This window comes from Azohydromonas aeria (assembly GCF_009760915.1).
GTDB lineage: Bacteria > Pseudomonadota > Gammaproteobacteria > Burkholderiales > Burkholderiaceae_C > Azohydromonas > Azohydromonas aeria.
This window is the reverse complement of record NZ_VIDQ01000049.1, coordinates 1-16,821: the sequence shown is the minus strand read 5'-3', so window position 1 is coordinate 16,821 and position 16,821 is coordinate 1. Positions and strand designations below refer to the sequence as shown.

The following is a 16,821-nucleotide window of genomic DNA, read 5'->3' as shown; positions in this document are numbered from 1 at the left end:
CGCCGACGACGAAATCCTGGGTTTACCCGGAGCGCAGCGCCTCGGCCAGCGAGCGTGCGGCTGCAGGCGCCTCCTTTCCCGCGCGCAGCACCAGGTAGTGAGTGCGCTGCGCCCAGTCCTCGGCTACCGGGACCGCACTCAGCGCCAGATGCGCAAGCTGCGGTGCAATGGCCTTCAACGGCAACACTGCGACACCCATGCCAGCGGCCACCAGGCGGCAGGCGGCGTCGAAGCTGCGCATCTGCATGCGAACCTTGATCGGCTCGCCCAGTGCCGCTGCCGCGTTGAAAAGGCGAGCCGTCACGGCGTTGGTACCGGCCAGCACGATGAAGCTTTCCCCCAGCAGCTGCAACAGGCGCACCTCCCGTTCGCCAGCAAGCGGGTGCATCGCGGGCAACACCACCGCAAGCTCGTCGTGAAAGAAGGGATGGAAGGTCAGACCACGCGTCGGCGTGGCGGTGTCGACCACGCCGACGTCGGCGCGGCCGTCGAGCACGGTACCCAGGATCTCGGGGCTCATGCGCTCCTCGAGATCGACGTGGATGCGAGGGTGGTTGCGCATGAAAGCTTCAAGGCGCTGCGGCAGCACTTCAAGCAGTGCCGAGGCATTGCTCAATATCCGCACATGCCCTGCCAGTCCCAGGCTCCAGTCGCGTAGATCCGTGACGAGCTGATCCGCGTCAGCCAGCAACTCCCCTCCACGCTGCACCAGCATGCGGCCGGCGGGCGTGAGTTCCACGCCACGCGGCGAACGCTCAAAGATGCGGATGCCCAGGGCCGCCTCCATGGAGGAAATTCGCGCGCTGGCGGCGGCCACGGCAAGCTGCATGCGATCGCTGCCGGCGCTGATGGAGCCAGACTCGGCAACCGCGATCACCACGCGCAGCGTGAAAAGGTCCAAGCGCTCGGTCATGAGCCGATTATCCCGGTCTGCGCAAGCCAGAGATCGAAGAGTCCGGATCGGCGCCCTGCAGGCCGACCTGATCATTGCAAACGCAGCCAGGAGTCCCGGCTGGCGACGGTTTTGTTGGATCCAATTCCAACTTGCAGTAGCCAGTGAAGTATTCCGTTCGCCTGAGGTATCGAAGCATCAGGGCGAACGGGTCATTTCACAGACAAACCGGAGCTGGAATGAGACCTTCGACTTTGCCTGGCCACACCATCGGCGATCCTTCGTAGTCCGGCTCGAAAGCATGGACCTCGCCTGCGGCATCCTTGGCACGGTCCTGCCACGCCTGTTCGAAGGCGGCCTTGTCACGCGCGGAATCCGGTACAGGGCGGTGCGCCTGGACAACGCACAGGTCGTGCGCAGCGACACGAGCGTGGCGTCGTCGGCGCTGTCCTTGTAGTCCAGTCGCGCCACCTGGCCTTCCAGCGCTGGCTGCACGCATCACGAGCCCGCGGCAGGCCCGCTCGATGTCCTGGCAGGCGACCGTATCCATCACCCCTGCATCCAGTCGAGCAGCGCTCGTGACACGGCGGCGGGCTGCTCCATCGTGCTCATGTGGCCGCTGTCCTCGATGGCAACGAGACGCGAGCCCGGGATCAAGGCGTGCATCTCCTCGTGGCGCGACAGCGGGCTCCAGGCATCCTGGCGGCCACACGCGACCAGCGTCGGGCAGCGCAAGCCTGCGAGCACGCTGCGCGCATCCGGACGGGCCAGCAGCGCGTTGATCTGGGCCTCGAAAATGGCGGGCGTGTGCCGATCGATCATGTCCAGGATGTCCTGGAACAGCGGCGAGTCCAGGCGGGCCGGATGGACCATGCCGCGTGCCCACTCGGCCCCCATCGTGCGCATGCCCTTGTCCCGGGCCAGTTGCAGCAGCGCCAGGCGCCTGGCCCGCTCCTGCTCGCCCGCGGCGCCCCCGGCAATCGGGTCCATACCCGTGTCGAGAAGCGCCAGCCGCTCGACGCGCTGCGGTGCCAGACGCACCATCTCCAGCGCCACACGGCCTCCCATCGAGTGCCCGGCCACCGAGAAGCGCTGCGCCGGCACGGTCTCCAGGACGTGGCGGGCCATGCCGGTGATGGAGGACAGCTCGCCATAGGACGGCACCACGCAGTCCGCGAAAGCCAGCACCTCGCACTGCGCCGCCCACACGGCGGCATCGCACATCAGGCCCGGCAGCAACACCACACAGGGTCGCGTCATCGTTTAACTCCCCAGGGCGCTTGCACGCCCTGCTTTCAAGGTCAGTTGTTTTCGAGAATGAAGTGGCCCACCGCGGTGTTGGAGGCGGGCACGTGGTGGAAGCGCGGCCTCACGGTGGGCCTGGCCGCGCCGGCGTTGACGTCGCTCATCGCGCCGCGCGCGATCAGCCACATCACCAGCTCGATGCCCTCGCTGCCGGCCTCGCGCACGTAGTCGACGTGCGCAATGCTCGCCGCCGCCTCGGGGTCGTCGATCAGCTTGTCGAGGAGGGCGTTGTCCCACTCACGGTTGATCAGCCCCGCGCGCTTCAACGGCTGGTGGCGAGGCGTGTCAGTGCGCGGCCATGGGCCGCGACTTGCCCGGCAAGGTGCGGCCGGTGCCGATGGCCAGCACCGCCAGGGCGCCGGCCACCAGCGGCAGCGCGTAGGCGTAGTACAGCGACGCGGGCTGCCAGCCGCCGTCGAGCAGCACACCGGCGGTCAGCGGGGCCACGATGGCGCCGATGCGGCCGATGCCGATGGCCCAGCCCAGGCCGGTGGTGCGCACCGCCGCCGGGTACGTGGCCGGCGCGAAGGCATACAGCCCCGCCATCGACGCGAACAGGAAGATGCCCATGCCGAAGGCCACGGCGAAGGCCAGTCCCAGGGCGCCCGATACCGCGCCGAACAGCGCGGTGAACAGCGCGTAGATCAGGAAGGCCGCCACCGTGAGGTGAACCAGCCGCACGCGCACGGCCAGCGCCCCGAACAGGCTGCCGCCCACGATGCCGCCCACGTTGATCAGCACCCCGCCGGTGACGCCCTGCTGTGCCGACAGCCCGGCCTGCACCAGCAGCTTCGGCGTCCAGCTCAGCGAGAAGTACACGCTGAACATCAGCAGGAAGAAGGCGCTCCAGAGCATCAGCGTCGGGCGCGCCAGGCCGTTCCTGAACAGGCCGGCCACGGCATTGCCCTGGGCCGCCGCACCGGCGTCTCGCACGGGCAACTGCTGCAGCGGCGGGCGCTCCATGAAGGCCATGATCCGGTTGAGCTTTTCCAGTGCGCGCGCCGGACGGCGCGCGACGAGGAAGTCCACCGACTCGGGCAGCCGCCACAGCACCACGGGAATCATCAGCGCCGTGGCCAGCCCGCCGAAGACGAACACCGAGCGCCAGCCGTAGTGCTGCAGCAGCCACGCGGCCACCAGGCCGCCCAGCGTGGCGCCGATGGGATAGCCCGTGGCCTGCAGCGCCACGCAGGTGCTGCGCCACTTCAGCGAGGAGTACTCGGCGGTGATGACGCCCACGCTGGCAAGCATGCCGCCGATGCCCACGCCGGTGATGCCGCGCAGCGCCACGAGCTGCGCGTGGCTCTGCGCCACGCCTGACAGCAGCATGCCCGCCGCGACGACGATCAGGCACAGCACGATGACGGGCTGGCGCCCCATGCGATCGGCCAGCGGGGCCACGAACAGCGAGCCCGCCGCCATGCCGAACAGGCCGGCGCTGAACAGCACACCCAGCTGCGCGCCATTGAGCTTCCACTCGGCGGCCACGCTGGCAGCGGTGAAGGCCATCACCAGCACGTCGAAGCCGTCGAGCATGATGAGCATCACGCAGATCGCCACGGCGACCCACTGGAAGCGGCTCATGGCGCTCTCATCGAGCGTCTTGCGGATGTCGGTCATACAAGTCCTCAGGGGAACAGGTTGTCTCTCTCGGGCCGGGAGGCTGGCGGCGACGCCGCCCGCGGCAGCGCCGCCGTGCAGGAACTGCTCCGGGCCAGCAAGGCCGGAACCCGCATGGCGCGGGCCGTTGCAGCTTCTTGTCCTCAGGCGAGAGCATCACAGGCCTGGGCGCCGCCGACCAATCACGGATCGGGGCTGGCCCATGACTTCTGCTTATGGGGCGCCGCGCACGCGGTGAATCCCGCGAGGGGGCAGTCGCGTCAACCGCGATGCCGGCGCGCGTCGCCGGCCGGTGGCCGGGCTGCGCCCTGGCAGGCTTGCAGGAACAACTGCAGATCCTGGGAGGGCTCGCCCACGGCGCGGGTGGCCACGCCGATGCGCCGCATGGTGGTGGGCAAGTCGAGCGGGACGATGCACAGTTGGCCGCCCTGGCTCTCGGACATCGCCTGGGCACGCGAGGCGATGGCCAGGCGGCCGGCCTGCATCACCAGGGCCAGGGTCAGGGCGGGACTGCTGGCGCGCAACGGCCCGCGCGGCGCATCCAGGCCTTGCGCGTGGAAGACCTGCTGCAGGGCGCGGTCGGCCGACGTGCCCGGCAGCGGAGTGACCCAGTCGCATCGCGCCAGGTCGCCCAGGGACAGGCCCCGGCGCTGCAGGCAGGGATGGCCGGCACGGGCCACGACGACCAGGTCGTCATCGAACAGGTGCAACTGGCGCAGGTCCGGGTCTGCCCCGTCGCGCAGCGCACCCGCGATGGCATCCACGTCTGCGCTGAGCAACTGCCGCAACAGGCTCTCGTAGGTCCCGTCGACGATCTCGATCTCGATGTCGGGATGGTCGCGGACCAGGGCCTCGACCGCGCGTGGAAGGAACAGGGACACGGACAGCGGCAGCACCCCCACCACCAGGCGCCCGCGGATGTTGCCGCGCCAGGCCGCGAGGTCGCCCTCCATGGCCCTGATCTCGGCGAGCGCCAGCTTCACGCAGCGCAGCAAGGCCTCGCCGGCGGGCGTGAGCCGCGTGCCGGCCGCCATCCGGTAGAACAGCCGCACGCCCAGCGCCTGCTCCAGCGCCTGCAGCGCGGCGTGCACGGCCGGCTGCGTCACCGCCAGCGCCGCTGCGGCGGCGGCCTCGCTGCCGCCGGCCGCGATGGCCACCAGGGCGCGCAGGCTGCCGGCGGAGACGATGTCCGGGAAACGCGCTGGCGACGCGGGCGTCCGCGCCGTCAGCGGTGCAGCGGCGAGGGCTTCCGATGCACCGCAGGCCAGGTGCAGCATCAGCGTCTCGGCCCGCCGCGCCAGGCGCTCGCCCAGCGGCGTGGGCACCATGCCGCGCGCGGTGCGCACGAACAACGCCAGCCCGCACGCCTTCTCCAGCGCGCCGATGGAGCGGACCACCGCCGGTTGCGAGACGTGGATCGCTTCCGCCGCACGTGCCGTGCTGCCATGCCGGGCGACCGCCCGCAGCGAACGCAGCGATCTGATGCGTTCGGCCAGCCATGGCATGGCGACGGGTTCGGCCATCGGCGACACGGCCGGGGTGGGTGACGGCGTGGACAAGACCATCGGCTCATTTTGCGTTCGCGTGTCCGCGCGCTCATGGTCAGGCCCGCCCCGCCAGCGCAGGCGACGCTGACTACGGCAACTGGTACTCGTCCACGCAGCCCGCCGCCGTGAGCAGCACGTCGGTGGACGAGTTCAGCGCGGTCTCCGCCGAGTCCTGCACGACGCTGATCACGAAGCCGATGGCCACCACCTGCATCGCCACGTCGGTGGAGATGCCGAACAGGCTCGTGGCCATCGGGATCAGCAGCAACGAGCCGCCGGCCACGCCGGAGACGCCGGCGGCTGCCAGCGAGGCGACGATGCACAGCAGCAGTGCCGTGAGCATGTCCACCTGCATGCCCAGCGTATGCGCCGCGGCCAGCGTCATCACGGAGATCGTGACCGCCGCGCCTGCCATGTTGATCGTGGCGCCGAGCGGAATCGAGATCGCGTACGTGTCCTCGTGCAGCTTCAGCCGCCGGCACAGCTCCAGGTTGACCGGGATGTTGGCGGCCGAACTGCGCGTGAAGAACGCGGTGATGCCGCTCTCGCGCAGGCACAGGAAGACCAGCGGATACGGATTGCGGCGCGTCTTCAGGTAGACGATCAGCGGGTTGACCACCAGCGCGACGAACAGCATGCAGCCCACCATCACCGCCAGCAGCCGGCCGTAGCCGACGAGCGCGCCCAGGCCGGACTGGGCCAGCGTCGCGCCCACCAGCCCGAAGATGCCCAGCGGCGCGAAACGGATCACGACCTTGACCAGCGACGACATCGCGTCGGAAAGGTCGAAGAGCATCTGGCGCGTGCCGGAACTGGCGTGACGCAGCATGACGCCCAGGCCGATGGCCCAGGCCAGGATGCCGATGAAGTTGGCTTCCATCAGCGCCTTGACCGGATTGCTCACCGCGGAGAGCAGCAGGTTCCTGAGCACGCCGAGGATGCCCCCGGGCGGCTCGCCGCTCACCGGCGGCGCGTTGAGCACCAGCGTGGTCGGGAACATGAAGCTCGCGGCCACCGCCACCAGCGCCGCGGCCAGGGTACTGAGCAGGTACAGCAGAAGAATCGGCCTGACGTGCGTGGGCTGCCCCTTCTCATGCCCGGCAATGGCCGCCGCCACGAGCACCAGCACCAGCACCGGGGCCACCGCCTTGAGCGCGGCGATGAAGAGGTCGCCCAGCAGGGCCGTCGAACGTGCCACGCCGGGCGCCAGCAGCGCCAGGGCAATGCCGCAGACCAGTCCGATGGCGATCTGGGTCACGAGGCTGGTGCGGGCGAAGAACCTTGGAAGCGCCTGTACGGCCGTGTTCATGATGCGTTGTCTCCTGCGGCAGGGGCCGGTGTGCGCGCGATGTGTATGAATGGGGTCCGGTCGCGCTGCCGGACTTGCGGCTCCCCGGGCGGCACATGGGCGCCCGGCGGTCGGGTCAGCACTCGATGAAGCTGACGGCGAGCCCGCCGCGGGACGTTTCCTTGTACTTGTCGAGCATGTCGCGCCCGGTGTCGCGCATGGTGCGGATGGCCTGATCGAGCGAGATCGCGTGCGCGCCGTCGCCGCGCAGCGCCAGCTGCGCGGCGTTGATCGCCTTGACCGACCCCATGGCGTTGCGCTCGATGCACGGCACCTGCACCAGCCCGCCCACCGGGTCGCAGGTCAGGCCCAGGTTGTGTTCCAGGCCGATCTCGGCCGCGTTCTCGACCTGCTCGGGCGTGCCGCCCAGCACCTCGGCCAGCCCGGCCGCCGCCATCGCGCAGGCCGAGCCGACCTCGCCCTGGCAGCCGACCTCGGCGCCCGAGATCGACGCATTCTTCTTGAGCAGCGTGCCGATCGCCGCGGCCGCAAGCAGGAAGTCCACCACGTGGCGCTCGTCGCTGCCGGGCTGGAACCTCATGTAGTAGTGCAGCACCGCGGGGATGATGCCGGCCGCGCCGTTGGTGGGCGCGGTGACGACGCGCCCGCCCCCGGCGTTCTCCTCGTTGACGGCCAGCGCGTAGAGGTTGACCCAGTCCAGCGCCTCGAAGGTCTGGCTGATCAGGTTGCCCGAGCGCTCGCGCTCCTGCAGCCGGCGGTGCAGCGCCGCGGCGCGGCGGCGCACGTTGAGGCCGCCGGGCAGCGTGCCCTCCTGCGTGATACCGCGCGCCACGCAGCCGCGCATGGCCTCCCAGATCCGCGCCAGCGCGGCGCGCGTCTCGCTCTCGCTGCGCCATGCCAGCTCGTTGGCCAGCATCACCTCGCTGATGCGCAGCGAATGCCTGCGGCAGATCGCCAGCAGCTCGGCCGCGCTGTCGAAGGGGTAGTGCACGTCCACGGGGACTGCACCGGTGGCGCCACCGCGGGCCTGCGCCTCGCTGACCACGAAGCCGCCGCCGATCGAGTAGTAGGTCTCCTCGGCCAGCACCGAGCCGTCCGCGCCCCGGGCGGCCAGGCGCAGCGCGTTCGGGTGGTGCGGCAGCGACACCGGCAGCAGGCGCAGGTCACGCTCCCAGTCGAAGGCCACGGCGTGCCGGCCGGCCAGTTGCAGCGTCCCGCCGGTCCGCACGCCGTCGGCGATGGCACCGATGCGGTCGGGATCCACCTGGTCCGGCCGCTCGCCGCTGAGGCCGACGACCACGGCGCGGTCTGTGCCGTGGCCGATGCCGGTGGCCGACAGCGAACCGTACAGCTTCACCTGTACCTGGTGCACGGCTGCCAGGCGCCCCTGGGCCTCGAGCTGATGCGCGAACTCGTACGCCGCGCGCATCGGGCCGACGGTGTGGGAGCTCGACGGGCCGATGCCGACCTTGAACAGATCAAGTGCGCTGATGGACATGTGTATGGCGGCAGGTTCAGTTTGACTTACACGTACCCCATGGGGGGCCGATGGCGGCGAAGTATGCGCAGCAGGATTTCACGTTTCAAACGATGATTTCTTGCTTCCGGTTTAGTAAAACTGAAGCATGAATGTCACTGCGCCATCACAGGTCCATTCGCGGCTGAAGGTGTTCCTGGCCGCGGCACGGCACCAGTCGTTCACGGAAGCCGGGGCGGAGCTGCACATCACGACCGGCGCGGTGAGCCAGCAGATCAAGGCGCTGGAGGCCTGGCTGGGCTTCAGGCTGTTTCGCCGCCTGACGCGGCGCATCGAGCTCACCGACGAGGGCCGGCGCCTGCAGGCCGCGGTCGATCCTGCCTACGCGGCGGTGGATCTCGCGATCGCACGCCTGCGTGGCGGCGCGCTCAGCGGCGTGGTGCGGCTGCGCTCGCTGCCCTCGTTCCTGGCCATCTGGCTGCTGCCGCGCATGCCGCGGCTGATGCAGCGCTATCCGGGGATCGAGCTGCAGGTCGAGGCCGAGGACAGCACCCGGTCGCTGCGCGAGGGCGAGTTCGACCTGGCGATCGACCTCAACGACGGCGCGCTGCCGGGCTTCCAGAGCACGGTGCTGATCGAGGAGGAGATCTTTCCGGTCTGCGCGCCGGCGCTGATGCGCGGGCGGCCGCCGCTGGAAGCGCCCGACCGGCTCGATCACTATCCGCTGCTGCACGACATGACGGCGTGGCGCGGCAGCGCGCCCTATGCCGAGTGGGAGCGCTACCTGCGGGCCATCGGGGCGCCTCAGGTCGACGTGCGCCGCGGCTACATGTTCAACCGCAACCAGATCACGATCCAGGCCGCCATTGCCGGCATGGGCGTGGCGATCGCGCGGCGCACCCTGACCACGGATGAACTGGCCAGCGGCCAGCTCGTTGCGCCGTTCGCGCAGTCGGTGCGCACCGGCAAGCGGTACTGCCTGGTGTACGTCGCGGGCGCGCTGGACGACCGGCGGGTATCGGCAGTGCACGACTGGATCGTGGAGGAGGCCTGCGAGGCTCAACGCCTCAAGACCTTGTGAGGGCGGGCGGGAACCGCCTGTCGGATGGCGGATCGGGCTGTCGCTGGCGGCACAGGAGCCGCGCTCCCAGGTCCGCAGCGGCGGGCGATGACGCCACGCAGGCCGCTCGCCGGCAAACGCCACACGGCGAGGCGAGCGCCAGGAGACGATTACCGGTTCAGCGTTCCTTGCCGGATGCGTCCATGAGCGCCGCGTGGCCGGGGTCCTGCGCGGATTGCAGGCCGCGCCAGGACGACATCAGCGCCGCCAGCGCATCCCGGTACAGCCGCGCCCGCCAGCCCCGGCTCATGTACCGCCGCGCCCGCCCGTGGGAAGCCGGCACCTGCTGCACGCCGACCAGGTAGCCGCGCACCTCTTCGCTGACCGTGACCGAGGCCAGGACGCGGCCCTTGCCGTCCGCGGCGTGGAGGAGGGTGCCGCGCCAGTCGTCCTCGGCGAACCAGTGCGCGGGCAGCGTCACGGGGAGCTTGGAAGTGGCCATGGGAGCAACCCTAGCGTGGCGGCATCGGCGTGGATCGCACAGGGCCTTGCGGGCTCTGCGTGTCCTGCTGCCTCGCGAGCGGTCTTCGGTCTTCGGGCAGGCCGGGTTCAGAACAGGCCGCGGTTGGGATCGATCAGCCTCATGAAGTCGTCCTGCACGAAGGGCAGGATGGCGTCGGCCACGGGCCGCAGCTGGCGCTCGACGTAATGGTGGTGGTCGATGGGCGCTTGCCGCGGCTCCAGCGGCTGCGGCCCCGAGGTCGTCATCACGTAGCTGATGCGGCCGCGGCCGCTGCCCGGGAACTCCAGCAGGCGTCCGAGCCGCTTGTCGTTCGCGTCGGCCAGGCGCGCCGCGCGCACGTGCGGCGGCACGTTGCGCTGGTAGTCGCCCAGGTCCCGGCGCAGCCGCTTGCGGTAGACCAGCAGCTCGTCCAGCTCGCCCGCCAGCGTGCGGCGCACGAAGTCGCGCACCCACTCCCGGTAGGGCTGGCGCTGGAACACGCGCAGGTAGAGCTCCTGCTGGAAGCGCTGCGCCAGCGGCGTCCAGTCCGAGCGCACCGTCTCCAGCCCCTTGAAGACCAGGTGCTCGCTGCCGTCGTCGCGCGCGACCAGCCCGGCATAGCGCTTCTTGCTGCCTTCCTGCGAGCCGCGGATGGTGGGCATCAGGAAGCGCCGGTAGTGCGTCTCGAACTGCAGCTCCAGCGCGCTGTGCAGGCCGAATTCCGTTTCCAGGTGCTCCCGCCACCACCGGTTGACGTGCTGCACCAGGGCGTGGCCGATGCGCGCCGCGTCGGCCTGGCTGTGCTCGCGCCCCAGCCAGACGAAGGTCGAGTCGGTGTCGCCATAGATGACTCGCCAGCCCTGGGCCTCGATCAGCTCGCGCGTGCTGCGCATGATCTCGTGGCCCCGGCGCGTGATGGAGGCCGTCAGGCGCGGGTCGCAGAAGCGGCAGCCGCGCGTGCCGAGCACGCCGTAGAACGAGTTCATGATGATCTTGAGCGCCTGGGACAGGGGTGCGTTGCCCTCGTGCTTGGCGGCCTCGCGGCCCTGCCAGACCTGCTCGACCATGGCGGGCAGGCAGTGGCGCGTGCGCGAGAAGCGCGCGCCGTCGAAGCCGGGCACCGAGCCGCTTGCGTCCGCGCCGTGCAGGCCCTCGACCAGCCCGACCGGGTCGATCAGGAAGGTGCGGATGATCGACGGGTACAGCGACTTGTAGTCCAGCACCAGCACCGAGTCGTAGAGCCCGGGCCGCGAGTCCATGACGAAGCCGCCGGGGCTGCTGCCGGGCTTCTCCTCGCCCAGGAGGGGCGCGACGAAGCCCAGGCGGTGCATGCGCGGCAGGTACAGGTGCGTGAAGGCCGCCACCGAGCCGCCGCTGCGGTCGGCCGGCAACCCCGTGACGGTGGCGCGCTCCAGCAGGAAGTGCAGCACGCGCGTCTTCGCGAAGATGCGCGTCACCAGCTCGCAGTCCTTGAGGTTGTAGCGGGCCAGCGCCACCTTGTCCTGGGCGAACATGCGGTCGATCTCGGCCATGCGCTCGTGCGGCGTGTCGATGGCCTTGCCCTCGCCCAGCAGCTCGCGCGCGACGTTCTCCAGCGCGAAGGAAGCGAAGCTCCAGGTGGCCGAGCGCAGCGCCTCGATGCCGTCGATGAGCAGCCGCCCGGCGGCGGCCGCGAAGAAGTGGCCGCCTTGCGTGCCGTGCTCGCGCCACTCCATCACGGCGCCGCCGCGGCCGATGCGCAGCGGCAGCTGCAGCCGCTGCGCGTGCTCGTGCAGGATGCGCAGGTCGAACTGCACCAGGTTCCAGCCGATGAGGGCGTCCGGGTCGTGGCGCGCGAGCCAGTCGCACAGCGCCTGCAGCAGCTGCGCCCGGGACTCGACAACGTCGAGCCGGAAATCGACCGCTTCCTCGTGGCCGCCGGGCGGGCCCAGCACCCAGACCTGGCGCTGGCCGCAGCCCTCGACCGCGATGGAGTAGAGCTCGCCGTGCCGGCTGGTCTCGACGTCGAGCGACGCCAGCCGCAGGCGAGGGCGGTAGCCGGGCGCGGGCCTCATGCGCGCCTGGCGCACCAGGCCGCGGCCGTCGGGCGTGCCGGAAAACCGCACCGGCGCGGTGATGAAGCGCTCCATCAGGTAGCGCTCCGGGGGGCGGATGTCGGCCTCGAACACCGGGACGCCGGCGCGCCTGAGCAGCTTTTCGGCGCGCATCAAGTGGTGGTGCTGCCAGCAGTACAGGCCCATCACGGGGCGGTGCTGGAAGTCGCGCAGCTCGAGCGGGCGGATCTCCACGTCGCGCTCGCCGCGCAGCAGCGAGGCGACCTGCTCGTGCCGCTCGGCGGGAAAGAAGGCCACCGAGTTCTGGCAGGGCAGCCGCACCCGGCAGGGACCGTCATCGGTGGCCAGCCAGAACTCCACCTCCGTGCCCTGCGGCGTGTCGCGCCAGTGCCGCGTGAGCACGAATCCCTGCTGCTGATCCAACGCCTTCGACCTCGATGTTTGCGCCCTCGCACCCTCCGGCCGCGAGCGCCCCTGGCGCCGGCCGGGGCTGCGGATTGTCGATGAAGTGCTCATGGCGAGGGCGCGGGCCATGCCGGGACATCGAGGCACCCTGGTGCCTGCCGGCGCGTTCTGTGTTGTGATCCCGGGCCTGTCACCGTATCTGGGCCTGGAACCGGGCCCGAAGAACGCCTGGGACCATCCACGTGAGCACCGCCTACACGCTTTTCAGTCAGGTATTCAGCCTGCACACGGTTCTGCCCGACGCCCTGCTCGACGGCGCATGCGCCACGGCCGTGCGGGAACTGGAGTTCTGTGCAACGACATCCGCATTGGGCCTGCTGCTCGCCTTCGCAGCCGCCCTCATGCTGCTGGTGCCCATCGTTGTGGGCGCCGTCGTGAGGGATGGCGAGATGGCAGGCATTGCCGGCCTGGGATTCGCCAGCATCTGGGTGCTCGGCCGCCAGTCGCGCCGTTGTGCCGGCTGGCAGGCGCTGGTCCACGCTTGCCAGCCGCTGTCGCGCGATCTCGACGAGCTGACCAGTTCCGTGGCGGCGCACGCGGAGTTGCAGGAACTCGCCTTCCTGTCCCCCGGTGCCCGGGACTACGTGGAAGGGGTTCGCGCCCGGCGCGCCTTGCGCTGGGGCGACCTGTGGGTGGCCCGTGACCTGGCGTGGCAGCCTGCCGAGGCCCGTATCGGCGGCAACACGGGGCTCGCGCTGCGCCACGCGATGGCCTGATCCCCGCATCGGCGGTCGGGCGCGCGGTTGAGCCGGCAACCGGTGCCGTTGGTGCATGCCGTGCGTTCCAGCCCTTCGACCTCGTGCCCGGTTCCGGTGCCGAGCACCGGTGCTCGCACGATCTCGATCACGCGAAGGCTCCTTGCGCGCGCAGCGGGTCCGCGCCGGCCTGCAGGTCCAGCGCCCCCGCGGCATTCACGCAGCGCATGGGTCCGACGATCGGAATCCCTGTCGTGCGCACCGGAAACTGCGCTGGTCATTGCGGCAGCAACGAGATGGGGCCCGTGCGGGACGACTGATCTGGTTTCGCCATGAAACAACCCCGGCCGGGGTTTTCACATTCGTGAAACACATTTCGGGACAATCGGATCACGATCCTGGACAACCCTTGATTCCACGCGGCCTCGTGTCCCGGTGCCGGCCGGCTCACGCCGCGAAACGACTCCCGTGAAAAACCATCGCCAGACCCTTGCGGACCTGCTGGATCTGCTCAAGGTCTTCCTCCATTTCGTTCCCCAGGCCGTTGGCCTGTCCCTCATCGCGGCAGCGGTCTTCGTGTCGGCAAGAGTCCTGCTTTTCCGTTGACGGCTGCATCGATTTGACCTGCTGGCTTCAGTCCCGCGTCTGCGTCGCGGGCTTGCGCGGTGCGCCCTCCTGCATGAAGAGCGCCGCACACACGCCGCGCAGCCAGCGGTTGGCGGCGTCATGGTGGAAGCGCGCATGCCAGTGCTGCTTGACCTCGAAGCCCGGGATGGGTAGCGGACACCTGAGCACCAGCAGATCTGCCGTGCGCGCCAGCGTCTCGCCGATGTGGCGCGGCAGCGTGGCCACCAGGTCGGTGGTGGAGACGATGGCGGGCAGTCCCAGGAATCCCGGCAGTTCCAGGTGCACGTCGCGCGTGATGTTGCGTTCCTTGAGCGTCGCCGCGAGCAACTGGTAGCCGGTGCCCGAGGCGATGGCCACGTGCGGCTCGGCCTCGTAGCGGCGCAGCGTCAGCCGCCCGTCGGCCAGGCGAGGGTGGCGGCGGTTGGCCAGGCACACCCAGTCCTGCGCGAACAGCGTCTGCTGGTAGAAGCCCGCCTCCAGCCCCGGCACCAGTCCGATGGCCAGGTCGGCATCACCAGCTTCCAGCGCACGCGCGGTGTCCGCGTCGATGCGTGCGGCCTCCAGCCGAACCCTCGGCGCCACGGCGCGCACGTGCGCAAGCAACTGCGGCAGCAGCGTGACGTGGCTGGCATCGGTCATGCAGATGCGAAACCGCCGCTGCGCCTGGGCAGGATCGAACTCCGGGGCGGTTTCGGCCAGGCGGCGCACGCAGGCGAGCGCCTCCCTCACCGTGCCGATGAGCGCATCCGCCCGCGGCGTGGGCTGCATGCCCGCGGGCGTGCGGACGAACAGGGGATCGTGCAGCAGCTCCCGCAGCTTGCCCAGCCAGATGCTCACCGTGGGCTGGCTCTGCCCCAGCTGCTCGGCCGCACGCGTGACGCTGCGCGTGCCGTAGAGCAGCTCGAACAGGCGCAGCAGCTTCAGGTCGGGCAGGGAGAGGTCTTCAGTGCTCATGGGCGGGTCGTCTTCCGTATTGCGCAGCGCAATGGAGTGTATTGACCGCATTGCATTGCCAGCAGTTTCGCCGCTGCCTATGGTTGCGGCCACGCGCTGCCGTTGCAGGCAGCAGCCAAGCGACAAGGAATGAACTTGAAGATCTGTGTGCTGGGCGCGGGTGCCCTGGGATGCGCCATCGGCGGCGTGCTGGCCGAGGGCGGCTGCGAGGTCACGCTGGTGACGCGCAACGCCACGCACGTGGACGCCATGAACCGCGACGGCCTGCGCCTGGTCGAGGACGGCGTGGAGCGCAGCGTGAAGGTGAGTGCCGCCACCGGCTGCGCCGGCCTGGAGCCGATGGACCTGGTCATCGTGCTGGTGAAGTCCTTCGACACCCGGCGCGCCATCGAGGCGGCCGGCCCCGTGGTCGGCCCCGACACGGTGGTGATGTCGCTGCAGAACGGCCTGGGCCACGAGGACGAGCTCATTGCCGCCGTGGGCCGCGAGCGCGTGATGGCGGGCAAGACCTACGTGGGTGGCGTGCTGCTGGCGCCGGGCCGGGTGCGCATCGGCGTCAAGGACAAGGAAACGCTCATCGGCGAACTCGACGGCACGGTGAGCTTCCGCGCGCAGGCGGTGGCCAAGGCCTTCGAGGCGGCCGGCCTGCGCTGCATCGTCAGCGACAACATCCTCGGGACGATGTGGGACAAGCTGCTGGTCAACGTGGCCACCGGCGCACTGGCCGGCATCACGGGCCTGACCTACGGCGACCTGTACGCCGTGCCCGAGGTCGAGCAGGCCGCGCTGGCCGCCGTGGCCGAGGCCATCGCGGTGGCGCAGGCCCAGGGCGTGCGGCTGTCGATGACGGACCCCCGTCAACCCTGGATCAAGGCCAGCGCCGGGCTGCCGCCGCAGTTCAAGACCTCGATGCTGCAGAGCCTGGAAAAGGGCTCCGTCACCGAGGTGGATTTCATCAACGGCGCCGTGGTGCGCCAGGGCGAACGCCTGGGCGTGCCCACGCCCGTCAACCGCACGCTGGTGGCCTGCATCAAGGGCATCGAGCGCCGGCTGCAGGCCGCCTGAACCCATCAAGGAGACACCCCATGACGGCAAGCACCCGTTCCTACGTCGAGCACGTGGCCGTGCGCGTGAAGGATCTGCAATGGCACCTGCGCTTCTTTCGCGAGGTGCTGGGCATGAGCACGCGCATGGTCGATGGCGACCCCGAGGCGCCGCGCCAGGTCTGGACCATCGGCGGCATGCAGTTCATCCAGGACCCAGGCTTCGAGGGCCCCGAGGGTCGCCTGGCCCACCTGGGCGTGATGACCAGCGACCTTGAAGCCGCGCTGGAAGCGGCCAGGGCCTTTGGCGTGACCGAGATGCCCCAGGGCCGCAACTGGCTGCGCCTGCCCGACGGGCTGGCGGTGGAGATCCTGCAGGCCACCGGCAATGCCGTGGCCGAGGCGCTCGCCATCGACCCCCGCGCCTGAGCCCGCGCTCCTCCAGGACGCAAGACACGAACCCCAAGGAACGAGACATGAGCCACAGCCCCGACCCCGGCACGCCCGAGCTGTACTGGGACGAAGTGGAGGTGGGTGCCGAGTGCACCAGCCCCGAGTACGAGGTGACCGAAGCCCGCGTGATGGCCTACGCCGAGCTCACCGGCGACTTCACGCCCGTGCACACCGACGAGGAATACGCCCGGACCACGCCGTTCGGCACCCGCGTCGCGCATGGCCTGTTCGGCCTGTCCATCGCCGATGGCCTGAAGACCCGCAGCGCGCTGCGCTTCCAGCCGGGCATGTCCATGGGCTGGACCTGGGACTTCGTGCTGCCCATCAAGCTCGGCGACAGGGTGCGCGTGAAGTTCCGCGTCGGCACGGCGCGCCAGAGCAGGAGCCGTCGCGGCTGGGGCATCGTCATCCTGCCCTCGGAGCTGATCAACCAGCGCGGCGAGGTGGTCCAGAAGGGCGAGCACCGCCTGATGATCCCGCTGCGCCCGGCCGCCGCCTGATCCCCGCCCGCAACGATTCAAGAGCATTCCATGAGCACAACCGAAGCGCTGCCGCTGGCCGGCATCCGCGTCATCGACTACAGCCACTTCCTGGCCGGCCCCTACCTCTCGCGCTGCCTGGCTGCCATGGGCGCCGAGGTCATCAAGGTCGAGCGCCCGACCACCGGCGACGCCGGGCGCCAGCACGCCTGCTTCGTCAACGGGCAAAGCGGCTACTACCTGCAGCAGAACATGGGCAAGCAGGGCCTGTGCATCAACCTCAAGGACCCGCGCGGGCTGGAGCTGATGCACAAGCTGGTGGACACGGCCGACGTGTTC

At 70.1% G+C, this 16,821-nt stretch carries 17 protein-coding genes and 1 pseudogene; 8 read left to right on the top strand and 10 right to left on the bottom strand.

The window, feature by feature from the left end; genetic code table 11:
- Positions 1–22: 22 nt before the first annotated feature.
- The gene (locus FJ694_RS23800; protein ID WP_198320963.1) at positions 23–913 is read right to left on the bottom strand and encodes a LysR family transcriptional regulator; all 891 of its coding nucleotides are present in this window, start codon (positions 911–913) and stop codon (positions 23–25) included.
- A gap of 280 nt (positions 914–1,193) precedes the next feature.
- Here FJ694_RS23800 and FJ694_RS23795 point away from each other — a divergent pair, with 280 nt between their 5' ends.
- Positions 1,194–1,349, top strand: a complete 156-nt coding sequence (locus FJ694_RS23795) for a hypothetical protein (protein ID WP_157269814.1) — start codon at positions 1,194–1,196, stop codon at positions 1,347–1,349.
- Positions 1,350–1,441: 92 nt separating this feature from the next.
- On the opposite strand, the gene FJ694_RS23790 is transcribed toward FJ694_RS23795, so the two are convergent.
- The 6 genes and pseudogenes from FJ694_RS23790 to FJ694_RS23765 form a co-directional block, all read right to left on the bottom strand.
- Positions 1,442–2,152: an alpha/beta fold hydrolase gene (locus FJ694_RS23790; protein ID WP_157269813.1), complete on the bottom strand. Its 711-nt coding sequence runs from the start codon at positions 2,150–2,152 to the stop codon at positions 1,442–1,444.
- A gap of 41 nt (positions 2,153–2,193) precedes the next feature.
- Positions 2,194–2,457 (bottom strand): annotated as a pseudogene (locus tag FJ694_RS23785) (DODA-type extradiol aromatic ring-opening family dioxygenase); the annotation flags it as partial.
- 25 nt (positions 2,458–2,482) lie between these two features.
- Positions 2,483–3,817: an MFS transporter gene (locus tag FJ694_RS23780; RefSeq protein WP_157269812.1), complete on the bottom strand. Its 1,335-nt coding sequence runs from the start codon at positions 3,815–3,817 to the stop codon at positions 2,483–2,485.
- A 260-nt stretch (positions 3,818–4,077) separates the two neighbouring features.
- A complete protein-coding gene (locus FJ694_RS23775) occupies positions 4,078–5,340 on the bottom strand; it encodes a LysR family transcriptional regulator (protein WP_157269811.1) in 1,263 nt (420 codons plus the stop codon).
- Between the two features lie 112 nt (positions 5,341–5,452).
- Positions 5,453–6,673, bottom strand: coding sequence for a serine/threonine transporter SstT (gene sstT, locus FJ694_RS23770; protein WP_157269810.1), 1,221 nt, complete (start codon positions 6,671–6,673; stop codon positions 5,453–5,455).
- 115 nt (positions 6,674–6,788) lie between these two features.
- The gene (locus FJ694_RS23765; protein ID WP_157269809.1) at positions 6,789–8,171 is read right to left on the bottom strand and encodes an L-serine ammonia-lyase; all 1,383 of its coding nucleotides are present in this window, start codon (positions 8,169–8,171) and stop codon (positions 6,789–6,791) included.
- Positions 8,172–8,298: 127 nt separating this feature from the next.
- Between FJ694_RS23765 and FJ694_RS23760 the strand changes: the two genes are divergently transcribed.
- Positions 8,299–9,231: a LysR substrate-binding domain-containing protein gene (locus FJ694_RS23760; protein WP_157269808.1), complete on the top strand. Its 933-nt coding sequence runs from the start codon at positions 8,299–8,301 to the stop codon at positions 9,229–9,231.
- Between the two features lie 157 nt (positions 9,232–9,388).
- On the opposite strand, the gene FJ694_RS23755 is transcribed toward FJ694_RS23760, so the two are convergent.
- Together FJ694_RS23755 and FJ694_RS23750 are read right to left on the bottom strand one after the other, a co-directional pair.
- A complete protein-coding gene (locus FJ694_RS23755) occupies positions 9,389–9,712 on the bottom strand; it encodes a hypothetical protein (protein ID WP_157269807.1) in 324 nt (107 codons plus the stop codon).
- 107 nt (positions 9,713–9,819) lie between these two features.
- Complete coding sequence (locus FJ694_RS23750; RefSeq protein ID WP_157269806.1) at positions 9,820–12,189, bottom strand: DNA polymerase II; 2,370 nt, start codon at positions 12,187–12,189, stop codon at positions 9,820–9,822.
- A 224-nt stretch (positions 12,190–12,413) separates the two neighbouring features.
- Here FJ694_RS23750 and FJ694_RS23745 point away from each other — a divergent pair, with 224 nt between their 5' ends.
- Together FJ694_RS23745 and FJ694_RS23740 are read left to right on the top strand one after the other, a co-directional pair.
- On the top strand, positions 12,414–12,947 hold the full coding sequence (locus FJ694_RS23745; RefSeq protein ID WP_157269805.1) for a hypothetical protein: 534 nt from the start codon (positions 12,414–12,416) through the stop codon (positions 12,945–12,947).
- A gap of 447 nt (positions 12,948–13,394) precedes the next feature.
- Positions 13,395–13,532: a hypothetical protein gene (locus FJ694_RS23740; RefSeq protein WP_157269804.1), complete on the top strand. Its 138-nt coding sequence runs from the start codon at positions 13,395–13,397 to the stop codon at positions 13,530–13,532.
- Positions 13,533–13,559: 27 nt separating this feature from the next.
- Here the strand turns inward: FJ694_RS23740 and FJ694_RS23735 are convergent, their stop codons facing one another.
- Complete coding sequence (locus tag FJ694_RS23735) at positions 13,560–14,507, bottom strand: LysR family transcriptional regulator (protein ID WP_157269803.1); 948 nt, start codon at positions 14,505–14,507, stop codon at positions 13,560–13,562.
- 135 nt (positions 14,508–14,642) lie between these two features.
- On the opposite strand from FJ694_RS23735, the gene FJ694_RS23730 reads away from it, so the two are divergent.
- From FJ694_RS23730 to FJ694_RS23715, 4 genes are all read left to right on the top strand, one after another.
- Positions 14,643–15,572, top strand: coding sequence for a ketopantoate reductase family protein (locus tag FJ694_RS23730; protein WP_157269838.1), 930 nt, complete (start codon positions 14,643–14,645; stop codon positions 15,570–15,572).
- A gap of 20 nt (positions 15,573–15,592) precedes the next feature.
- The gene (locus FJ694_RS23725; RefSeq protein ID WP_157269802.1) at positions 15,593–15,979 is read left to right on the top strand and encodes a VOC family protein; all 387 of its coding nucleotides are present in this window, start codon (positions 15,593–15,595) and stop codon (positions 15,977–15,979) included.
- A gap of 47 nt (positions 15,980–16,026) precedes the next feature.
- The gene (locus tag FJ694_RS23720; protein WP_157269801.1) at positions 16,027–16,503 is read left to right on the top strand and encodes a MaoC family dehydratase; all 477 of its coding nucleotides are present in this window, start codon (positions 16,027–16,029) and stop codon (positions 16,501–16,503) included.
- A gap of 30 nt (positions 16,504–16,533) precedes the next feature.
- A partial coding sequence (locus tag FJ694_RS23715; RefSeq protein WP_198320962.1) for a CoA transferase occupies positions 16,534–16,821 on the top strand: 288 nt, incomplete at its 3' end.